Genomic DNA, 17,146 nt, shown 5'->3' with positions numbered 1-17,146 from the left:
TCCCATGTCCGACGGCATCCAGCTTGCCTCTGCCCTTGCCAGCCTGCGCGACAGCCTTGCCCGGCTCTCGACCCGCCTTGATTCGCCGCAGCTTGCGGTCCGGGCAACGCGGGCACGGATTCGCGCGAACGAGGCGATGAAAAAGCTGGCGGCGCATCTGGCGGCCGGAACCCTGCCATCGGTGCCGGACGATCTGGTGAAGCGCGTGTTTGAGGCGGGCGGCCTCGTCTCGCTAGCGAACCCTGACAATGAGGGGGCGGTCACCGAAGCGCTGAAGGCGGCCGAGGCTGTGCTCGCCGTCGTCGAGAAGCTGGTCGGCTGAAAAGTCGCACCTTGCACGGGTGACCAATAGTGTCGCGGCCCGTTTAGGGATTCACATCCTAGCCGTCTGAGAAACCGAAGGGCGCGCTGGTGCGCCGGTAGTCGTCTGGCAGCATGTCGCGGCCGATGGGTGGCGCGGCGCGGGATGTGCAGTCGGCGCGATGGCAAAGGCGGCAGCTGATGCCGATGGGCGTTGCTGCCTCCGGCCCCGGAATGGCGCGGGCATAGATCAGCCGGGCTGCATGTTCCTCGGCGCAGACGAGCGCAATGGCCCGTTCCGCGCGGGGGGTGCCGAAGCCGCCTATTCCCTGTGTGACGGTGCGGGCGACAGAGAAAAATCGCTGACCGTCCGGGAGTTCGATCCATTGGGCGACGATCTGGCGGGGTGTGCGGAACACCTGGTGCACGCTCCACAGCGGGCAGCCACCGCCGTGGCGTGCAAAGGGAAAGCCGGCGCCGTCCAGACGCTTGGAGACGTTGCCAGCCTGATCGACGCGGAGGAAGAAAAAGGGCACGCGGGCGTGACCGGGCTTCTGCAGGGTGGTCAGACGGTGCGCGGCCTGTTCGAAGCTGGCGCCGAACTGGCGGCCCAGCGCCTCTACATCATAGTGGCGCTGGTCCGCGGCGCGGGCGAAGGCGGTGTAGGGCATCAGGATCGCGGCCGCCGCATAGCTGGCCAGTGCCCGGTGCGTCAGCCGGCGACCGTTTTCCGTTTCGAACTGGCCGTCGCGGAGCTGGGCGTCAATGTCGGACTTCAGCTCCAGGTAGGTGAGTTGCAGGGCGAGCTGAAAGCTCTGGCTGGCATTGTCGAGCTGATCGTCCAACTGCACTTCGCGGCCATGATGGTTGAGACGGCGGATTGCGCCCATCATCACGTCGGAGGGCAAGCGGCGCACCTTCAGGCCGTGGCGAGCCCGCAGATAGCCACGCAGCCCTTCGGCCTGGGCAATGGTGGCAGCCATGCGCTCGGCGGCGTCGTCCAGGGGCGGGAAGCAGTTTCGGCGCGCGGCCAGGAAGCGGCGCGATTCCGCGACCGGATCGGGCGGTTCCGAGCCACTGCGACCGCTGCCTTCGCCCTCTGCACTGCGGTCGGCCAGTGCCAGCTGCTCTTCGCGCCAGGCGGTGTGCAGACGCAGCAGGGCTTCGGTGAAGGCGGGATAGTTGGCGGCGACGTCGGCGGCCTCCATCGGCGGCAGGTCGATATCGGCGAAGATCGGATCCTTCAGCACGGAGTCCAGCCGCGATTGCTGCTCGGCACCGCCATCGCCTGCGAGGCGGGCGATATCGAGCTGATAGGTCTGCGCCAGCCGGATCAGCAGGTCCGCCGTCAACGGGCGCTGGTTTCGCTCCAGTAGGGCGACATAAGAGGGCGAGATATCGAGATCGGTCGCCATGTTGGCCTGTGTCAGGCCGAGATCCCGCCTGAGCCGGCGCAGACGTGGGCCGATATATCTGCTGTCCTGCGCCATCACCGCTCCTGTCGTGCTCGTCCTTACAACATTACAACTGCTGTTTGTAAAGTTTTACAGCTGAACGAAACAGCGGTTCTGCAGGGGAAATTCCCGATCTATTCCGGGTGCATCCACTCTTTCAGGCCGCAGGAGCCCCGAGATGACCTATTCCGAGACCGTTGCTTCCACCCGCGATCTCATCGCTTCCAAGGGCGGCACCTGGGACGGTATCGGCGCCGAGGCTGTTGCCCGTATGCAGCTGCAGAACCGCTTCCGCTCCGGGCTGGACATTGCCCGCTATACCGCCGCAATCATGCGCCGCGACATGGCCGCCTATGATGCCGATCCGGCGCAATACACCCAGTCGCTCGGCTGCTGGCACGGCTTCATCGGCCAGCAGAAGCTGATCGCCATCAAGAAGCATTTCGGCACCACCAAGCGCCGCTACCTCTATCTGTCGGGGTGGATGGTTGCCGCGCTGCGTTCGGACTTCGGTCCGCTGCCCGACCAGTCCATGCACGAGAAGACCAGTGTGCCGGCCCTGATCGAAGAGCTGTACACCTTCCTGAAGCAGGCCGACGCGCGCGAGCTGGGAGGCCTGTTCCGCGATCTGGACAAGGCCCGCGCAGCCGGCGACGGTGCGAAGGAAAAAGTGCTGCTGGACGCGATCGACAACTATGAGACGCACGTGGTGCCGATCATCGCCGACATCGACGCCGGCTTTGGCAATGCCGAAGCTACCTATCTGCTCGCGAAGAAGATGATCGAGGCAGGCGCCTGCGCCCTGCAGATCGAAAACCAGGTCTCCGACGAGAAGCAGTGCGGTCACCAGGACGGCAAGGTGACCGTCCCGCATGAGGACTTCCTCGCCAAAGTCCGGGCTTGCCGCTACGCCTTCCTGGAACTGGGCGTGGAGGACGGCATCATCGTAACCCGCACGGACTCGCTGGGCGCGGGCCTCACGAAGCAGATCGCCTATTCCAAGGAACCGGGCGACATCGGCGACCAGTATAACAGCTTCCTCGATTGCGAAGAGATCGACCCGGCGACCGCCCGCAACGGCGACGTGGTGATCAACCGCGATGGCAAGCTGATGCGTCCGAAGCGCCTTGCCTCCAACCTGTTCCAGTTCCGCGAAGGCACCGGTGCAGATCGTTGCGTGCTGGATTGCATCAACAGCCTGCAGAACGGCGCCGACCTGTTGTGGATCGAAACCGAAAAGCCGCACATCGAGCAGATCGCTTCGATGGTGGACCGTATCCGCGAAGTGATCCCCAACGCCAAGCTGGTCTATAACAATTCGCCCAGCTTCAACTGGACGCTGAACTTCCGCCAGCAGGTGTTCGACGCCTGGGCCAAGGCCGGCAAGGACGTGTCGGCCTATGATCGCGCCAACCTGATGAGCGTGATCTATGACCAGACCGATCTGGCAGCCGAAGCAGACGAGCGCATCCGCACCTTCCAGCGCGATGCGGCGGCGCGCGCCGGCATCTTCCACCACCTGATCACGCTGCCCACCTATCACACGGCGGCGCTCTCCACCGACAATCTCGCCCGTGAATATTTCGGCGAGCAGGGGATGCTGGGCTATGTGAAGAATGTGCAGAGGGCCGAGATCCGGCAGGGCATCGCCTGCGTGAAGCACCAGAACATGTCCGGCTCGGACATCGGCGACGACCACAAGGAATATTTCGCCGGCGAAGCCGCGCTGAAGGCCGGCGGCACGCACAACACGATGAACCAGTTCGCCTAGCTGTTACCGGGGAGGAGGGGAGGGCCGGCGTTGGGAGGCGCCGGCCCTTTCTCATGCTTCAGTCGGGGCGCTTCAGTCGCGCGGCGCCCAGGGCATGCGGCAATTGGCGATCGGCTTTCCCGCCGCATCGAGGCATGGCTTGTGCTCGCTCTTGCCGCTGCCCGGCAACGCCCATTCCAGCCCGGCGCGGACGGCCGGCACATAGACGGAGCCATGGTCCTCGCCGGGGAAAACCTGCTGCTTCACCGAAAGGCCGGGGTAGTTGCGCGATTCCAGGTTGCGCACCATTTCCGCCATGTCCTCCACCATCGCCATGCGGCTGGCGGAATGCGGCTCGGTGTCGGGGTCGGGCACGGTTTCCTCGCCGCCGATCATGAAGAATACCTTAGCCGGCATGTCCTTGTGGCGCATCGCGTAGCCACGCTCGCGGGCGATCATCAGGCGGCGATCATACCAGAGCGACGGGGAGATCAGCACATACTGCTGAAACATCGACGGATCGTTCAGCAGGATGTGCATGCCGAACAGGCCCCCATAGCTGTGCCCCAGATAGGTGCGGCGGGCGGGGTCGATCCGATAGCGGCGCTCCAGCTCGGGAAACAGCTCGTTCTTCAGGTGCTGGCGATAACCCTCTGCCTCGCCATAGGCGACCTGGCGGCCGGGCATGTCGGAAACGGCATCGATGTCGCCATGGGCCGTAGGGGTATAGTCGCGGCGGCGGCTGTATTCGCCGCTGTCGCCCACGGCATAGCCCAGGCCAACGATAATGGCATCCTGCAAGCCCCGTTCGCTGGCGCGCAGGCGACGATGCATGCCGTTGATAAGGGCGATGCTCTGCGGCGCATCGGTGTACATCAACACGGGATAGCGGCGCTCGGGGTTGGAAGCATAACCCAGCGGCAGGTTGACGACATATTCATACTCGCGCCCCAGCGCCTTTGCCGGAATGCGCCACACCTCGCTGTTGGGCATCTGATAGCGGGGTGGCGTTGCGGGTTCCTGGGCTGCAGCCGGGGCGGCGACCGCAAGCAGCGCCGCCAGCAATAGTCTGGATACACTCACAGGTTGTTCTTCACGATCTTGCCGTCCTTCACGATAACACGGAAATTCTTGCCCGGGTCCGCCACCAGCGCGATGTTGGCGATGGGGTCGCCATCCACCAGGATCAGGTCAGCCAGCGCCCCTTCCTCCACCACGCCCAGCTTTCCCGGATAGGGCGAGCGCGGACCGGAAAGCGCCAGCAGCTGGGCATTGTCGTGGGTGGCGAGCTTCAGGATTTCAGCTGGCGTGAACCATTGCTTCAGTTCCAGCAGGTTCGCGTTTTGTGTGCTGTTCAGCGCCGGCTCGAACAGGAAATCGGTTCCCCAGGCCAGCTTCACGCCCAGGTTTTTGGCTGTCTCCCAAACGCGCGGCTGGCCCTCAATTACCGGTTTGCGCTTTTCCGCACGCTGTGGCGACATGTCGGGCGTGGTTTCGCGCAGCACCTGCAGCGACAGCCATACGCCGCGATCGCGCAGCAGCTTCAGCGTGTCTTCGGACATCATCTGGCCATGTTCGATGCACTTCACACCGGCCTCGACGGCGCGTCGCACGGCCTTGTCGGTATAGGCGTGGACAGTCACGTAGGTGTTCCAGTCGTCGGCGGCCTCCACCGCCGCCTTCATTTCGTCCAGCGTATATTGGGTGACGTCGACGGGATCATATTCCGAGGAAGTGCCGCCGCCTGCCATCAGCTTGATCTGGCTGGCGCCGAAGCGCAGGTTTTCGCGGGTGGCGGTCAGCACATCGTCGCGGCCGTCGGCGATGAAGGTCGCTCCAAGCTCCTCGGCGCGGGACGCCTTGCCGAAATAGCGGCGCGAGCGCTCGGCCGGCGTGCGGAAATCGCCGTGCCCGCCTGTCTGGCTGATGGTCGCGCCCGAAGGCCAGATGCGGGGGCCCTGATAGCTGCCCTTGTCGATGCCGGCCTTCAGCCCCCAGATCGGGCCGCCCACATCGCGCACGCTGGTAAAGCCGCGCAGCAGCATCGCCTTCGCCTGCTCCGCCGCCGCCGCTTCGGCAGAGGCGGGGGTAAGGTCGGGCGACATCAGCTGCGGCATGGTGAGGGCGCCGAACGTCAGGTGGACATGCACGTCGATCAGGCCCGGCATCAGCGTGCGGCCCCTGCCGTCGATCACGGTCGCGCCGCCGGCGGAACGGGCCGCAGGGCCGATGGCCTCGATTCGATTGCCGACCACCAGCACGTCCGTCGGCGCTGAAAGCCGGGCGCTGGTGCCATCGAACACCCGCACATTGCTGAAGCGGATATCGGCCAGCGCGGGGGCGGCCAGGCACAGCGTCGGGATGGCGAGCAGCGTAACCGCGCGCATCATTCTGCCTCCAGGTTGTTCTTGTAGATCCTGCCATCCTTCATGATGACGCGGAAATTCCGGTCGGCATCCGCCAGCAGCGACAAATTGCTGATGGGGTCGCCCTCCACCAGCAGAAGGTCGGCCAGCGCGCCTACCTCCACGACACCCAACTTGCCCTGATAGGGTGCGCGCTTGCCGGACAATGCCAGCAGTTCGCCGTTGGAGGAGGTGGCCTGCCGAAGCACCTCGGCGGGCGTGAACCAGCGGTTCATGCCGACCAGCATGGCGCCCTGCCGCCGCCCCATGGCCTCGGAGAAGAGCACATCGGTGCCGAAGCTCATGTGCAGCTTGTATTTCTTCACCAGCCTGAAGAGGTTGTCGGTGCCGGTGAACACCATCCTCGCCTTCAGATCCTGATCGCTGCCGGGCGGGAACATGCCGCCGAAATCCACTTCGGTGATCGGCTGCGAAGAAAGCCAGATGCGCTTTTCCGCCATATATTTGGCCGTCGCATCATCGATCAGATGCGCATGTTCGATCACGCGTACGCCGGCGTCGATCGCGCGGCGGACGGCAGCGGGCGTATAGGCGTGCACCATCACATAGGTGCCCCAGTTGTCGGCCGCCTCCACCGCTGCCTTCAGCTCTTCCGTGGTGAAGGTGGATACATCCAGCGGGCTGTGGGGAGACGAGACCCCGCCCCCCGCGGTCAGCTTGATCTGGCTGGCACCCAGCATCAGTTGCTCGCGCACCCGCTGGCGGACCATGTCGGGGCTGTCGGCTACCATAGCGGCGCCCAGCACTTCCATACGCGACAGCGGCTGCGAGCTGTCGCGCGGGATTTCGCTGGTCTGGCGGAAATCGCCGTGGCCGCTGGTGACGGTGATCATCGCGCCCGAGGGCCAGATCCGTGGTCCGGCCACCAGATCTGCATCGATCGCCTGCTTCAGCCCGAACACGGGGCCGCCTGCATCGCGCACCGTCGTGAAGCCGCGCATCAGCGTGGCAGTGGCCTCGGCGCCGGCCTGGATGTTGGCAAAGCCGATGTCGCCCGTCAGCATCTGCTGGGGTGTGGGGCGAACGAACATCGCGTGCCAGTGGGCGTCGATCAGGCCCGGCATCAGCGTACGGCCATCGCCATCGATCACCTTCGCCCCGGCGGCTGCCGTTGCGCCGGCCCCGATTGCGGCGATCTGGTTGCCGCGCACCAGCACGGAGGTGGGAGCGGACAGAGCGTCTCCCCTGCCGTCATAGACGCGAACATTTCGGAAGAGCGTCTCGGCCGGAGTCTCCGCCGCCTGAACCAGTGTCGACATCAGCAGCAGCGCTGCTGTTATCCCGGTCTTCAGCATCACTCTCCCCTACAACTCCCGAAACCCTGCTACTGGAAGCGGTTATCCTTCGGGAAGCCCTGTGGAGGCAAGCGTCCGGCGGCAGCCCGCGAGCCGAGCCAGGGCGTCAGGTCGGTTTCCGTGCGCGTGCGCGCCGATTCGCCCTGCAGCTTCCAGCTGAGCCCATCCGCCAGTTTCAGCGTCATCACGTCGGAAAGCCCGCCGTCCTTGTATTTCTGCAGCGCCACGCCTTGCCCGCGCGCCATTTCCGGCAGCGCCTCCAGCGGGAAAACCAGCAGTTTCCGGTTGTCGCCGATCACCGCCACATGGTCGTGCCCGTCGCCGATCGGGCGGATGAAGGCGAATTTTGGCCCGTTCTTTCCTGTGGGGTCTGCCTTCAGGTTCACGACCTGCCGGCCCTTGCGGGTTTCGGCAAGCAGCTCGTCTGCATTGGCAACAAAACCGCGCCCATCCGTTGCCGCCAGCAGCAACTTCAGACCCGGCTTGAAGGGCAGGGCGGCGATGATGTCTTCGCCCTGCGGCCAATCGACCATCAGCGACAGCGGTTCGCCGAAACCGCGCCCGCCCGGCAGATCGTTGGCGAGCACGGTGAAGAAGCGGCCGCCCGAAGCCGCCAGCAGGATGCGGTCGGTCGTTTCGGCGTGGAAGGCGCGGGAAAGCCCGTCGCCTTCCTTGAATTTCAGTCCGTCCAGCTGGCCGAGGTCCGCATGGCCCTTCTGCGCGCGAATCCAGTTCCGCTGCGAGATGATGACGGTGACGGCCTCGCGCTCGATCATCGATTCCCGGCTGATCGCGGCCACGACGGGCGCATCGGCAAAGTCGGAACGGCGCTTGCCGATGGCCGTTGCGCCGCCGAACTCCTTCATCAGCGCCGCCAGCTGCTTCTTTAGCGCGGTCTTCTGCCTTGCGGTCGAGCCGACCAACGCATCCAGGTCCTCGCGCTCGGCCTGCAGCTTCTCCTGCTCGCGGCGAAGTTCCATTTCCTCCAGCTTGCGCAAACTGCGCAGGCGCATGTTCAGGATCGCTTCGGCCTGCCGCTCCGTCAGCTGGAAGGCGGCCATCAGCACCGGCTTGGGTTCATCCTCGGTGCGGATGATGCGGATGACCTCGTCGAGGTTCAGGTAGGCGATGATATAGCCGGCGAGCAGCTCCAGCCGGTCTACGATCTCGCTCAGGCGATGGCGGCTGGCCTTCACCAGCACGTCCTGCCGGTGATCCAGCCACGCCTGCAGCAGCGCGCGCAGCCCCAGCACCTTTGGCGTCCGGTCGGGCAGCAGCACGTTCAGATTGATGGAAATGCGCGTTTCCAGATCGGTCAGGCGAAACAGCCCCTCCATCAGCTGTTCGGGATCGACGTTCCGCGAGCGCGGCTCGAGGACCAGCCGGATCTCGGCGTCGCTCTCGTCGCGGACGTCTTCCAGTATGGGCAGCTTCTTGTCGGCGATCAGCTGGGCGATCTGCTCGATCAGCCGGCCCTTCTGCACGCCCCACGGGATCTCGCTGACGACGATGGACCAGGTGCCGCGCCCGAGCTCCTCGACAGACCAGCGCGCCCGCAAGCGAACGCCGCCGCGCCCGGTCGCATAGGCCTCGATCAGGCTCTCGCGTGGCTCCACGATGATGCCACCGGTCGGGAAGTCCGGTCCTGGCATCATCGCCATCAAGGTGGCGAGATTTACCGCCGGATCATCCAGCAGCAAGTTCGCCGCCGCAGCGATCTCGGCCACATTGTGCGGCGGGATGGAGGTCGCCATACCCACGGCGATTCCGGTGGCGCCGTTCGCCAGCAGGTTCGGGAAGGCCGCCGGGAACACTTCCGGCTCTTCCTCTTCGCCATTGTAGGTGGGCTTGAAGGCGACCGTCTCGTCGTCCACTCCTTCCATCAGCAGGATGGCGGCGCGCGTCAGCCGGGCCTCGGTGTAGCGCATGGCGGCGGCGTTATCGCCGTCGATGTTGCCGAAGTTCCCCTGCCCCTCGACCAGCGGGTACCGCAGCGCGAAATCCTGCGCGAGGCGGACCATCGCGTCATAGACTGCGGTGTCGCCATGTGGATGATATTTGCCGATCACGTCGCCGACCACGCGGGCGCATTTCTTGGGTGCGTTCGCCGGGTCCAGCTTCAGCAGACGCATCGCCCACAGCAGGCGGCGGTGCACCGGCTTCAGCCCGTCGCGGACATCGGGCAGCGAGCGCGCGGTGATCGTGCTCAGGGCATAGACGAGATAGCGTTCGGAAAGCGCGTCGCCAAAGGGGGCTTCAATGATTCCTGCGTCGGCATCGGTGGTCATGGAGAGGCTTTAGGAGGCTCCCCGCGCGCTGCCAACTGTTCAGGCGATGTTCCCGCAATTGCCCGCCGCCGCAACCCTTCCAGCAGCTCGCCATGGAGCCAGTGCCGCGCCAGGAAATGCCCCGTCAGCGCCAGTGCCTCCGCCGCTTCCGCCACAGTGCTCCCACCGCCGTGCAGCAGGAAACCCGGCAGGGGCAGCAACTGCCGCTCCCATGGCTGGCCGGCGGCTTGCGCGCGGCTGACGGCCCGTCCGCTCTTCGGACTCACGAAGGCCAGATCATCTGTCGATCCTCCCAGCGCGCAGGCGCTCAGGTCGAGCCCGAAACCCTCTTCCTCCAGCAACAGCAGTTCATAGCGCGCCAGTGCAGATGTCGCCTCGCTGCCGGTGAGGCCTGCAGCAAGGCCTGAAAGCAGCGCGTCCAGCGCACCGGCGAGGCGAGGATGTGGAACCTCCTCGGCCAAAGCCGCTGCTGAAATCGCCGTGAGCCACGCCAATATTGCTGCCGGTTGCGGCTCGAACGCCAGCAGCGCGCGGCTTTCCACCAGCTCTACCGTTGCGCTGGCCAGCTGCCCTTCGGCCCGCGCCTTCAGCGCCAGCTCCACGCGGTTGCCGGGATGCAGGACGGCACGCTTCGCCTTGCCCCGTGCTCCCGCCACAAAGCCCGAGCGCAATCCACCCTGCATCGACAGGAAGCGCACCACGGCGCCGTTCTCGCCGTGAGGCAGGGCGGTCAGCACCAGCGCTTCGTCCTCGAAGGTCAGCATTGGCGTGTCCGCTTTGCGGTCACTCCACCCAGTCCATCCCCAGGTCGCGCCAGGTGTGGCGGTCATCGGCCCAGCCGGGCTTCACCTTCACATGCAGGAACAGGTGGACGGGCCGCCCCAGAAGTTCGGTCATTTCCTTGCGCGCAGCCTCTCCGATGGCCTTCACGCGCGAACCTTTGGCGCCGACAACAATCGCCTTCTGGCTGTCGCGCTCCACAAGGATCTGTGCATGGACGGCGGCCGAGCCGTCGGCGCGTTCCTCGAACTTCTCGGCGATCACGGCTACCGAATAGGGAAGCTCTTGCCCAAGCTGCAGGAACAGCTGCTCGCGGACGAGTTCGGTCGCCATCAACCGCGCAGGCGCATCGGAAAGCTGGTCTTCCGGAAACAGCCAGGGCCCTTGCGGCACTGTTTTTGCCAGCGCCGATTTCAGATCGGCAACGCCGTCACCGGAAAGCGCCGAGACCATGAAGGTCTCGTCGAACGGCGCCAACGCGTTTGCTTCCGCCACCAGCCCCAGCAGGCGCTCCTTGTCGGCGATATCGACCTTGTTCAGCACCAGCCATTTCGGCTCGCGCCGTTCGGCCAGCGTCGCCAGCAGAGCCTTCACCTCGGTACGCAGCCCTGCCTTCGAATCCACCAGCGCCAGGATGACATCCGCGTCGGCCGCCCCTTCCCAGGCGTTTTGCACCATCGCCCGGTCCAGCCGGCGGCGGGGCTGGAACACGCCCGGCGTATCCACCAGCAGCAGTTGCGCCTCGCCTTCCAGCGCTACCCCGGTCAGCCGCACACGCGTGGTCTGCACCTTGGGGCTGACGATCGCCACCTTCTGCCCGACGATGGCATTCACCAGCGTCGACTTGCCGGCGTTCGGCGCACCGATCAGCGCGACCACGCCGCAGCGGGTGGCAGTTTCAGACTGCATGGGCCTCCAGGAATGCGCGCGCGGCCAACGTCTCGGCCTCCTGCTTGGATGTGCCTTCGGCCTCGACAGATGGCAGGTCGGAAATGGCGAGCGCCACCCGGAAGCGCGGGCTGTGGTGCGGTCCGCTGCGCCCCAGCAGCCGATAGACAGGCGATTTCAGATTGTTGGCAGCCGCCCATTCCTGAAGCTGCATCTTGGGGTGCTTGGGCGCCTCGGTGGCGCTGCTCACCTCTGCTGCCCACAGGCGGCGGATGACTCCCCGGGCGCTGTCCATCCCCTGTTCGAGATAGACGGCGCCCAGCAGCGCCTCCATCACATCGCCTAGGATATTCTCGCTGTCGGCGCCGCCGTCGGCGCGCGCCTGCTGGCCCAGCCGAACGACGGAAGGCACGCCGACCTGTCTTGCGATTCTGGCGCAGCTGTCGCGGCTCACCAATTGATGGAAGCGCCGGGTCAGCTTGCCCTCGGGCTCCTTCGGAAAGTCGGCATACAGCCAGTCAGCGATCACCGCGCCCAGGATCCGGTCGCCCAGGAACTCCAGTCGCTCATAATTGTCCGGCCCAACGCTCTTGTGCGTCAGCGCACGCAGCAGGAGGTCGCCGTCTGTCAGCGAAACGCCCAGCGCCTCGCGCGCCCATTCGGTGGATCGCTCAGTCAATGGATTGCCCGATCCGGCGCCATCTCACCTTGTCCTGGGCGGAAAAGAAGATGCGCGAGGCCTTTCCGAAAATCTGCCCGTCTGCCACCATTCCCACGCCGCCATCGGCACGCGAAAGGCGGCTGTCGGCGCTGGCATTGCGGTTGTCGCCCAGCACGAAATAGTGGCCGGCGGGAACTACAACTTCGGCATATTCGGAAAGCGGCCCGCCCGGGCCGGTGCGAATGAGGTGGCTTTGGCCATTGGGCAGGATCTCGCGACACAGGCCATTTTCCGCCGGCACGCAATCCACCCGCCTGCCGTTCAGGATCAGCTGCCCATCATGCAGCGACACCCGATCGCCGCCGGAAGCGACCACGCGCTTCACATAGTCGCGCCCGTCCGGAGCGACGAAAACAACCACATCCCCGGCATTTACCTGTTTCCCCAACACCCGACGGGTTGAATCGGGGTTTTCCACTGTCACCGGTCGCACCAGCGGCAGCGAGGCAAGGTTCCATCCATAGGCGGCCTTGTCGACCAGCACAAAATCACCGGCTTTGAGCTCAGGAGACATCGAACCGGAGGGGATGGCAAAGGGCTGTACCACGAAGGACCGAAGCGCGAGCGCTATCAGCAGGGCGGCGCCGATCAGCTTGATGGCGGGCACCAGCACCGCCGCCAGACGCTCTCCGGCTGCCACATGGCGGGCGCGGTCGTCTTGGCAGGCATAGGTGGAATCCATGACGCTTCGCGTGGCGCCGGGGCACGGGCCTGTCAAGCTTCTGCCTGCACGCGCCGGCAGCCCCCAAGGGAATCCCGTGCGACAGTCGACCCCTCGAAAGCGCCGAAGCTTTGCGCTACCAGTCGCCTATGTTGCCGCATCAGACCACTGCCTGGAGCCTGCTCCGGAAACTCGCCCAAGCCCCGCAACTTCCTGTTTTGGAGTTGTTCCACGAGGAGCCTGACCGGCTCACCACCATGTCGCCGAAGGTCGACGGCATCGTCTTCGATTTCAGCAAGCTGCCTGTCTCCGGCATGCAGATGCAGGCGCTGGCAGGACTGGCGATCGAGGCTGACCTCTCTGCATGGTGGCGGAAACTTGCGGCGGGCGAGGTCGTAAACCAGTCAGAACAGCGGGCCGCAACGCATATGCAGTTGCGCGATCCGAAGTTGCGGGCAGAGCAGGCGCCCCTGCTGGAAATGGCCCGCAAGGTGCGTGCGGGCGAGCTGGGGCCGGTTCGCCATCTGATCCATATCGGCATCGGCGGCTCGGCGCTGGGCCCGCATCTGCTGGTCGATGCGCTGGGCACTCGTTCGGACGGCCCCGAAGTGCATGTCGCCGCGAACATCGATGGTGCGGCGCTGGCGCGCGCATTCGCCGCGGCCGATCCGGCAGAAACCCTGCTGATCGCCGTGTCCAAGACCTTCACGACCCAGGAAACGCTCACCAACCTGAAGTCGGCGCTGGATTGGCTGCAGGCCAATGACGTGCCGGATCCGATTTCGCGGGTAATTGCCGTGACTGCAGCGCCGGAAAAGGCGCGGGCGGCGGGAATCGAGCATATCCTGCCGTTCGCCGAATCCGTAGGCGGCCGCTACTCGCTCTGGTCGGCGGTTGGCTTGCCGCTGGCCATCCGCAGTGGGCCGGACGCCTTCGAGGCGCTGCTCGACGGCGCGCATGCGATGGACAGACATTTCCTCTCTACCCCCCTGCTGGCCAATGCACCTGTTCTGGCGGCAATGATCGATGTCTGGCAGGCGGCGTTCCTGGGCAAGCCGACGCGCGGCATTTTCGCCTATGACGAGCGGCTGCGCCTGCTGCCGCCCTATCTCCAGCAGCTGGAAATGGAATCGAACGGCAAGTCGGTTGCGCGCGACGGCACGCCGCTGCCATTCCCCACTGCAGCGATCAGTTGGGGCGGGACGGGGACGGATGCGCAGCACGCGGTGTTCCAGCTGCTGCATCAGGGCACGCATACCGACCCGATCGAGTTCGTAGCGGTGGGCAAGCCCGAGCACAGCCTTGATCCCATCCATCACAAGCTGTTGCTGGCAAACTGTTTTGCGCAAGGGGCGGCGCTGTTGCGGGGCCGAACGGCCAAGGAAGCGCTGGCAGAAGCCAAGGGCGACGCTGCGCTCGCCAGTGCCAAGGGTTTCCCCGGCAATCGCGGCTCGGCGACGATCCTGCTCGACGAACTCACGCCCGCACGCCTCGGCGCGCTGCTCGCCTTCTATGAAGCGCGGACGTTCAGCGCAGCCGTGCTGATGGGCGTCAACCCGTTCGACCAATGGGGTGTGGAACTGGGCAAGCAGGTGGCCAACAAGCTGGCGGCGGGCGAAACGGCGGGGTTCGATCCTTCGACCGAAGCGTTGATGCAGGCGGCCGGACTTCAGGACGTGAACCCATAAACCGGAGGCGCGGTTTTCAGACCCGATCCAGCGCTCGCTGCGCTTGCCAGCTACCTTCAAGTAGCTGGTCTGCGCTTGCTCACGCGTCTAGGGGCTGAAAATCGCGTCAAAATGCCTCCCGTTTATGGGTTCACGTCCCAGGCCAGCAAGCGCCGCTAAGCCAGCAGGCCAAGGGCTTTCATCGCTGCTTCCGCGCCGGCGGCGCCTTCAAAGCGGTGCGCGTGCCAGCCCGCATTCCGAGCTGCTTCGACATTGGCTGCGTTGTCGTCGATGAAAAGCGCTTCGCCGTCGCCCAGCCCGAAGCGTTGTCTGGCCAGCTCGTAGATTGCGGAGTCGGGTTTCACCAGCTGTTCGTGCCCGGAAACGACAATGTCCGTGAAATGATCGAACAGCGGTGCGGTCGGCCGGAACCGGTCCCAGAACTCGCCGGAGAAGTTGGTGATGCCATATTGCGGCACACCGGCCGCGGCCAGCCGCTTCACAAGGTCATGCGTGCCGGGGATGGGGCCGGGAATCGTTTCCAGCCAGCGGGGGCCATATTCGGCGATCAGTCCGGCATGATCCGGATGCAGCGCCATCAGCTCTGCGGAAGTTTCCGCAAAGGGGCGGCCGGCATCATGCTGGAAATGCCAGGTGCGCGTAACTACGTTCGAAAGGAACCAGTCCAGTCGATCGGAATCGGGTATCAGCTTCGCATAGAGGAAGCGCGGATCCCAGTCGTAGAGCACATGGCCGACGTCCCAGACGACGGCCCGTGGCCTGGTCTGCAAGATCAGCCCTGGCGGGCCTTGAAGCGGCGGTTCGTCTTGTTGATGACGTAGGTACGGCCGCGGCGACGGATGACGCGGTTGTCGCGGTGCCGGCCCTTGAGGGACTTCAGGCTGTTGCGGATCTTCATGGTGGCACCTTGAATAGGGAGTCGAAATGAGCCGCGGCGCATAGGGAAGACGGCGGCAAAAGTCAAACGCGACATCGTCTTGGCGGGCATGCGTGCTGGTCGGTTGGCGCAGGCAACAGGCGCTGCTAGTCGCCACCTATGGGCATCAGTATCTCAAGCGCCTTCGATTCGGGCAACATTCAGCTTCTGGACCAACCCGCGCCGGATTTCGTCCGCCTTGCGATCCGCAAGGATGCCGGCGGCGAGTTCTTCCAGTGGTTTCATTTTCGCGTCGCCGGCGCCAAGGGGCGTCCCATTCGCCTCGACATCACCGGGCTGGCGCAATCCGCCTATCCTGGCGGCTGGCCGGAATACCGCGCCCGCGTCTCGGAAGACCGTCTGAACTGGACGCAGGCGGATACGAGCTATGACAAGGCGGAAGGAACGCTGAGTATCCGCCTGACGCCGAAGGCCGATATCGTCTGGTGCGCTTATTTCGCGCCCTATTCGCTGGAACGGCACCACGACCTGGTGGCGCGCATCGGCGCAAAACCGGGCGTTCTCACCACGGTGCTGGGCCAGTCGCTCGATGGCCGCGCGATCGATTGCATCGAGATCGGTGAGGGCCCGCGCATGATCTGGCTTTATGCCCGCCAGCACCCGGGCGAGACGATGGCGGAGTGGTGGATGGAAGGAGCGCTGGAGGAACTGACCGATCCGGCCTCTCCCATTGCGCGCAAGCTGCTGTCGAAGGCGCGCTTCCACATCGTTCCCAACATGAACCCGGACGGCTCCGCGCGCGGCTATCTGCGCACCAATGCAGCGGGCGCGAACCTCAACCGCGAATGGGCAAACCCTACACGCGAGAGGTCACCGGAAGTGCTGGCCGTGCGCAACCGGATGGACGAAACCGGGGTCGATTTCGCGCTGGATGTGCATGGCGACGAAGCGCTGCCACATGTGTTCATAGCCGGCTTTGAGGGCATCCCCGACATCACCGACAAGCAGCTGGGCCTGCTGGAGCGCTACAAGCAGCAGCTCTGCTTTCACAATGCCGATTTCCAGACGAAGGTCGGCTATCCCGTTGCTGCCAAGGGCACGGCAAACCTCGCCATGTCCACAAATCAGCTGGCGCAGCGATTCGGCTGCGTGTCTGCAACGCTGGAAATGCCGTTCAAGGATGCGAACGAGCTGCCCGATCCGCTCCACGGCTGGTCGCCCGATCGCTCAAAGCATCTGGCGCGTGGCTGCCTGGCCGCGCTGGCCGATATCATCGACGATCTCAGATAGGGGTATAGCTTGCCGCAACTCGTGCTCATCCGTCACGGCCAGTCGTCGTGGAACCTGGAAAACCGCTTCACCGGCTGGTGGGATGTGGATCTCACCGAAAAGGGTGTTGGCGAAGCCAGGGCCGCCGGCCGGGCGCTCGCCGCGCAGGGCTTTGATTTCGACACCAGCTTCACCAGCCTGCAGACCCGCGCCATCAAGACGCTGAACATCGTGCTGGAGGAAATGGGGCGGCTGTGGCTCCCCGTCACCCGCGACTGGCGCTTCAACGAGCGCCACTATGGCGGCCTCACCGGGCTCAACAAGGCCGAAACGGCGGCAAAGCATGGCGACGAACAGGTAAAGATCTGGCGCCGCAGCTTCGATATTCCGCCGCCGCCGCAACTGGCAGGCAGCGAGTTCGATGTGGCGAAGGATCGCCGCTATGCCGGGCTCCCCATCCCCTCGACCGAGAGCCTGAAGGATACGATCGCCCGCGCACTTCCGGCCTATACCTCGCTGGTCGTTCCCGAGCTGAAGGCTGGCAAGCGCGTCGTCATCGCCGCGCACGGCAATTCGCTTCGGGCGCTGGTGAAGCATCTGTCTCGCATTTCCGACGAGGACATCGTGGAATTCGAAATCCCCACCGGCGTTCCCATACTCTACGAGCTGGACGACAATCTGAATGCCGTCAGCCGCCGCTTCCTGGAACTCGGCTGAGGCTTGCAAAGAGCGCAAAGCGCCCTTAACGC

The 17,146-nt window shown here is 65.0% G+C and carries 16 protein-coding genes; 5 read left to right on the top strand and 11 right to left on the bottom strand.

What is annotated here, in order from left to right; translation table 11 throughout:
- Positions 1-4 precede the first annotated feature (4 nt).
- On the top strand, positions 5-322 hold the full coding sequence (locus IM784_RS04485; RefSeq protein WP_199554039.1) for a hypothetical protein: 318 nt from the start codon (positions 5-7) through the stop codon (positions 320-322).
- A 58-nt stretch (positions 323-380) separates the two neighbouring features.
- On the opposite strand, the gene IM784_RS04480 is transcribed toward IM784_RS04485, so the two are convergent.
- Entirely contained in the window at positions 381-1,790 is a 1,410-nt protein-coding gene (locus IM784_RS04480; RefSeq protein ID WP_199554038.1) for a helix-turn-helix domain-containing protein, read from the bottom strand.
- A 142-nt stretch (positions 1,791-1,932) separates the two neighbouring features.
- On the opposite strand from IM784_RS04480, the gene IM784_RS04475 reads away from it, so the two are divergent.
- Complete coding sequence (locus IM784_RS04475; RefSeq protein ID WP_199554037.1) at positions 1,933-3,525, top strand: isocitrate lyase; 1,593 nt, start codon at positions 1,933-1,935, stop codon at positions 3,523-3,525.
- Positions 3,526-3,597: 72 nt separating this feature from the next.
- Here IM784_RS04475 and IM784_RS04470 read toward each other — a convergent pair whose 3' ends face one another.
- From IM784_RS04470 to lepB, 8 genes are read right to left on the bottom strand one after another with little or no spacing between them, the layout of a single operon-like run.
- Positions 3,598-4,587 (bottom strand): alpha/beta hydrolase, encoded by a 990-nt coding sequence (locus IM784_RS04470; protein WP_199554036.1) that lies wholly within the window; start codon positions 4,585-4,587, stop codon positions 3,598-3,600.
- Positions 4,584-5,894, bottom strand: a complete 1,311-nt coding sequence (locus IM784_RS04465) for a metal-dependent hydrolase family protein (protein WP_199554035.1) — start codon at positions 5,892-5,894, stop codon at positions 4,584-4,586. Before IM784_RS04465 ends, IM784_RS04470 begins: the two co-directional genes overlap by 4 nt.
- Positions 5,891-7,225, bottom strand: coding sequence for a metal-dependent hydrolase family protein (locus IM784_RS04460; RefSeq protein WP_235976565.1), 1,335 nt, complete (start codon positions 7,223-7,225; stop codon positions 5,891-5,893). The genes IM784_RS04465 and IM784_RS04460 overlap by 4 nt, the downstream gene beginning before the upstream one ends.
- Before the next feature lie 29 nt (positions 7,226-7,254).
- Positions 7,255-9,513, bottom strand: coding sequence for a DNA topoisomerase IV subunit A (gene parC / locus IM784_RS04455; protein WP_199554033.1), 2,259 nt, complete (start codon positions 9,511-9,513; stop codon positions 7,255-7,257).
- Positions 9,510-10,277, bottom strand: coding sequence for a DNA repair protein RecO (gene recO, locus IM784_RS04450; RefSeq protein WP_199554032.1), 768 nt, complete (start codon positions 10,275-10,277; stop codon positions 9,510-9,512). Before recO ends, parC begins: the two co-directional genes overlap by 4 nt.
- 19 nt (positions 10,278-10,296) lie before the next feature.
- A complete protein-coding gene (gene era / locus IM784_RS04445; RefSeq protein ID WP_199554031.1) occupies positions 10,297-11,202 on the bottom strand; it encodes a GTPase Era in 906 nt (301 codons plus the stop codon).
- Positions 11,192-11,860, bottom strand: a complete 669-nt coding sequence (gene rnc, locus IM784_RS04440) for a ribonuclease III (RefSeq protein WP_199554030.1) — start codon at positions 11,858-11,860, stop codon at positions 11,192-11,194. Before rnc ends, era begins: the two co-directional genes overlap by 11 nt.
- Positions 11,853-12,584 carry a signal peptidase I gene (gene lepB / locus IM784_RS04435; RefSeq protein WP_199554029.1) on the bottom strand — a complete coding sequence of 244 codons (732 nt, stop codon included), beginning with the start codon at positions 12,582-12,584 and terminating at the stop codon, positions 11,853-11,855. Before lepB ends, rnc begins: the two co-directional genes overlap by 8 nt.
- Positions 12,585-12,712: 128 nt before the next feature.
- Between lepB and pgi the strand changes: the two genes are divergently transcribed.
- On the top strand, positions 12,713-14,251 hold the full coding sequence (gene pgi / locus IM784_RS04430; RefSeq protein ID WP_199554028.1) for a glucose-6-phosphate isomerase: 1,539 nt from the start codon (positions 12,713-12,715) through the stop codon (positions 14,249-14,251).
- Between the two features lie 155 nt (positions 14,252-14,406).
- On the opposite strand, the gene IM784_RS04425 is transcribed toward pgi, so the two are convergent.
- Both IM784_RS04425 and ykgO read right to left on the bottom strand, forming a co-directional pair.
- Positions 14,407-15,021: an HAD family hydrolase gene (locus IM784_RS04425; protein ID WP_199554027.1), complete on the bottom strand. Its 615-nt coding sequence runs from the start codon at positions 15,019-15,021 to the stop codon at positions 14,407-14,409.
- A 2-nt stretch (positions 15,022-15,023) separates the two neighbouring features.
- Positions 15,024-15,149 (bottom strand): type B 50S ribosomal protein L36, encoded by a 126-nt coding sequence (ykgO, locus tag IM784_RS04420; protein WP_004210176.1) that lies wholly within the window; start codon positions 15,147-15,149, stop codon positions 15,024-15,026.
- A gap of 138 nt (positions 15,150-15,287) precedes the next feature.
- Here ykgO and IM784_RS04415 point away from each other — a divergent pair, with 138 nt between their 5' ends.
- Both IM784_RS04415 and gpmA read left to right on the top strand, forming a co-directional pair.
- Positions 15,288-16,418 carry a M14 family metallopeptidase gene (locus IM784_RS04415; RefSeq protein ID WP_199554026.1) on the top strand — a complete coding sequence of 377 codons (1,131 nt, stop codon included), beginning with the start codon at positions 15,288-15,290 and terminating at the stop codon, positions 16,416-16,418.
- Positions 16,419-16,427: 9 nt separating this feature from the next.
- Positions 16,428-17,114, top strand: a complete 687-nt coding sequence (gpmA, locus tag IM784_RS04410) for a 2,3-diphosphoglycerate-dependent phosphoglycerate mutase (RefSeq protein WP_199554025.1) — start codon at positions 16,428-16,430, stop codon at positions 17,112-17,114.
- Positions 17,115-17,146: the final 32 nt, after the last annotated feature.

This window comes from Sandaracinobacteroides hominis, assembly GCF_016464365.1.
GTDB lineage: Bacteria > Pseudomonadota > Alphaproteobacteria > Sphingomonadales > Sphingomonadaceae > Sandaracinobacteroides > Sandaracinobacteroides hominis.
This window is presented reverse-complemented; position numbering and strand designations above follow the sequence as displayed.

What these genes read in the sequence shown, in the direction of transcription:
- ykgO (WP_004210176.1), bottom strand. Translation starts at nt 15,149, where the DNA reads ATGAAGATCCGCAACAGCCTGAAGTCCCTCAAGGGCCGGCACCGCGAC.
- IM784_RS04480 (WP_199554038.1), bottom strand. Translation starts at nt 1,790, where the DNA reads ATGGCGCAGGACAGCAGATATATCGGCCCACGTCTGCGCCGGCTCAGG.
- parC (WP_199554033.1), bottom strand. Translation starts at nt 9,513, where the DNA reads ATGACCACCGATGCCGACGCAGGAATCATTGAAGCCCCCTTTGGCGAC.
- IM784_RS04460 (WP_235976565.1), bottom strand. Translation starts at nt 7,225, where the DNA reads ATGCTGAAGACCGGGATAACAGCAGCGCTGCTGCTGATGTCGACACTG.
- IM784_RS04415 (WP_199554026.1), top strand. Translation starts at nt 15,288, where the DNA reads ATGGGCATCAGTATCTCAAGCGCCTTCGATTCGGGCAACATTCAGCTT.
- pgi (WP_199554028.1), top strand. Translation starts at nt 12,713, where the DNA reads ATGTTGCCGCATCAGACCACTGCCTGGAGCCTGCTCCGGAAACTCGCC.
- lepB (WP_199554029.1), bottom strand. Translation starts at nt 12,584, where the DNA reads ATGGATTCCACCTATGCCTGCCAAGACGACCGCGCCCGCCATGTGGCA.
- era (WP_199554031.1), bottom strand. Translation starts at nt 11,202, where the DNA reads ATGCAGTCTGAAACTGCCACCCGCTGCGGCGTGGTCGCGCTGATCGGT.
- IM784_RS04465 (WP_199554035.1), bottom strand. Translation starts at nt 5,894, where the DNA reads ATGATGCGCGCGGTTACGCTGCTCGCCATCCCGACGCTGTGCCTGGCC.
- recO (WP_199554032.1), bottom strand. Translation starts at nt 10,277, where the DNA reads ATGCTGACCTTCGAGGACGAAGCGCTGGTGCTGACCGCCCTGCCTCAC.
- IM784_RS04475 (WP_199554037.1), top strand. Translation starts at nt 1,933, where the DNA reads ATGACCTATTCCGAGACCGTTGCTTCCACCCGCGATCTCATCGCTTCC.
- IM784_RS04485 (WP_199554039.1), top strand. Translation starts at nt 5, where the DNA reads ATGTCCGACGGCATCCAGCTTGCCTCTGCCCTTGCCAGCCTGCGCGAC.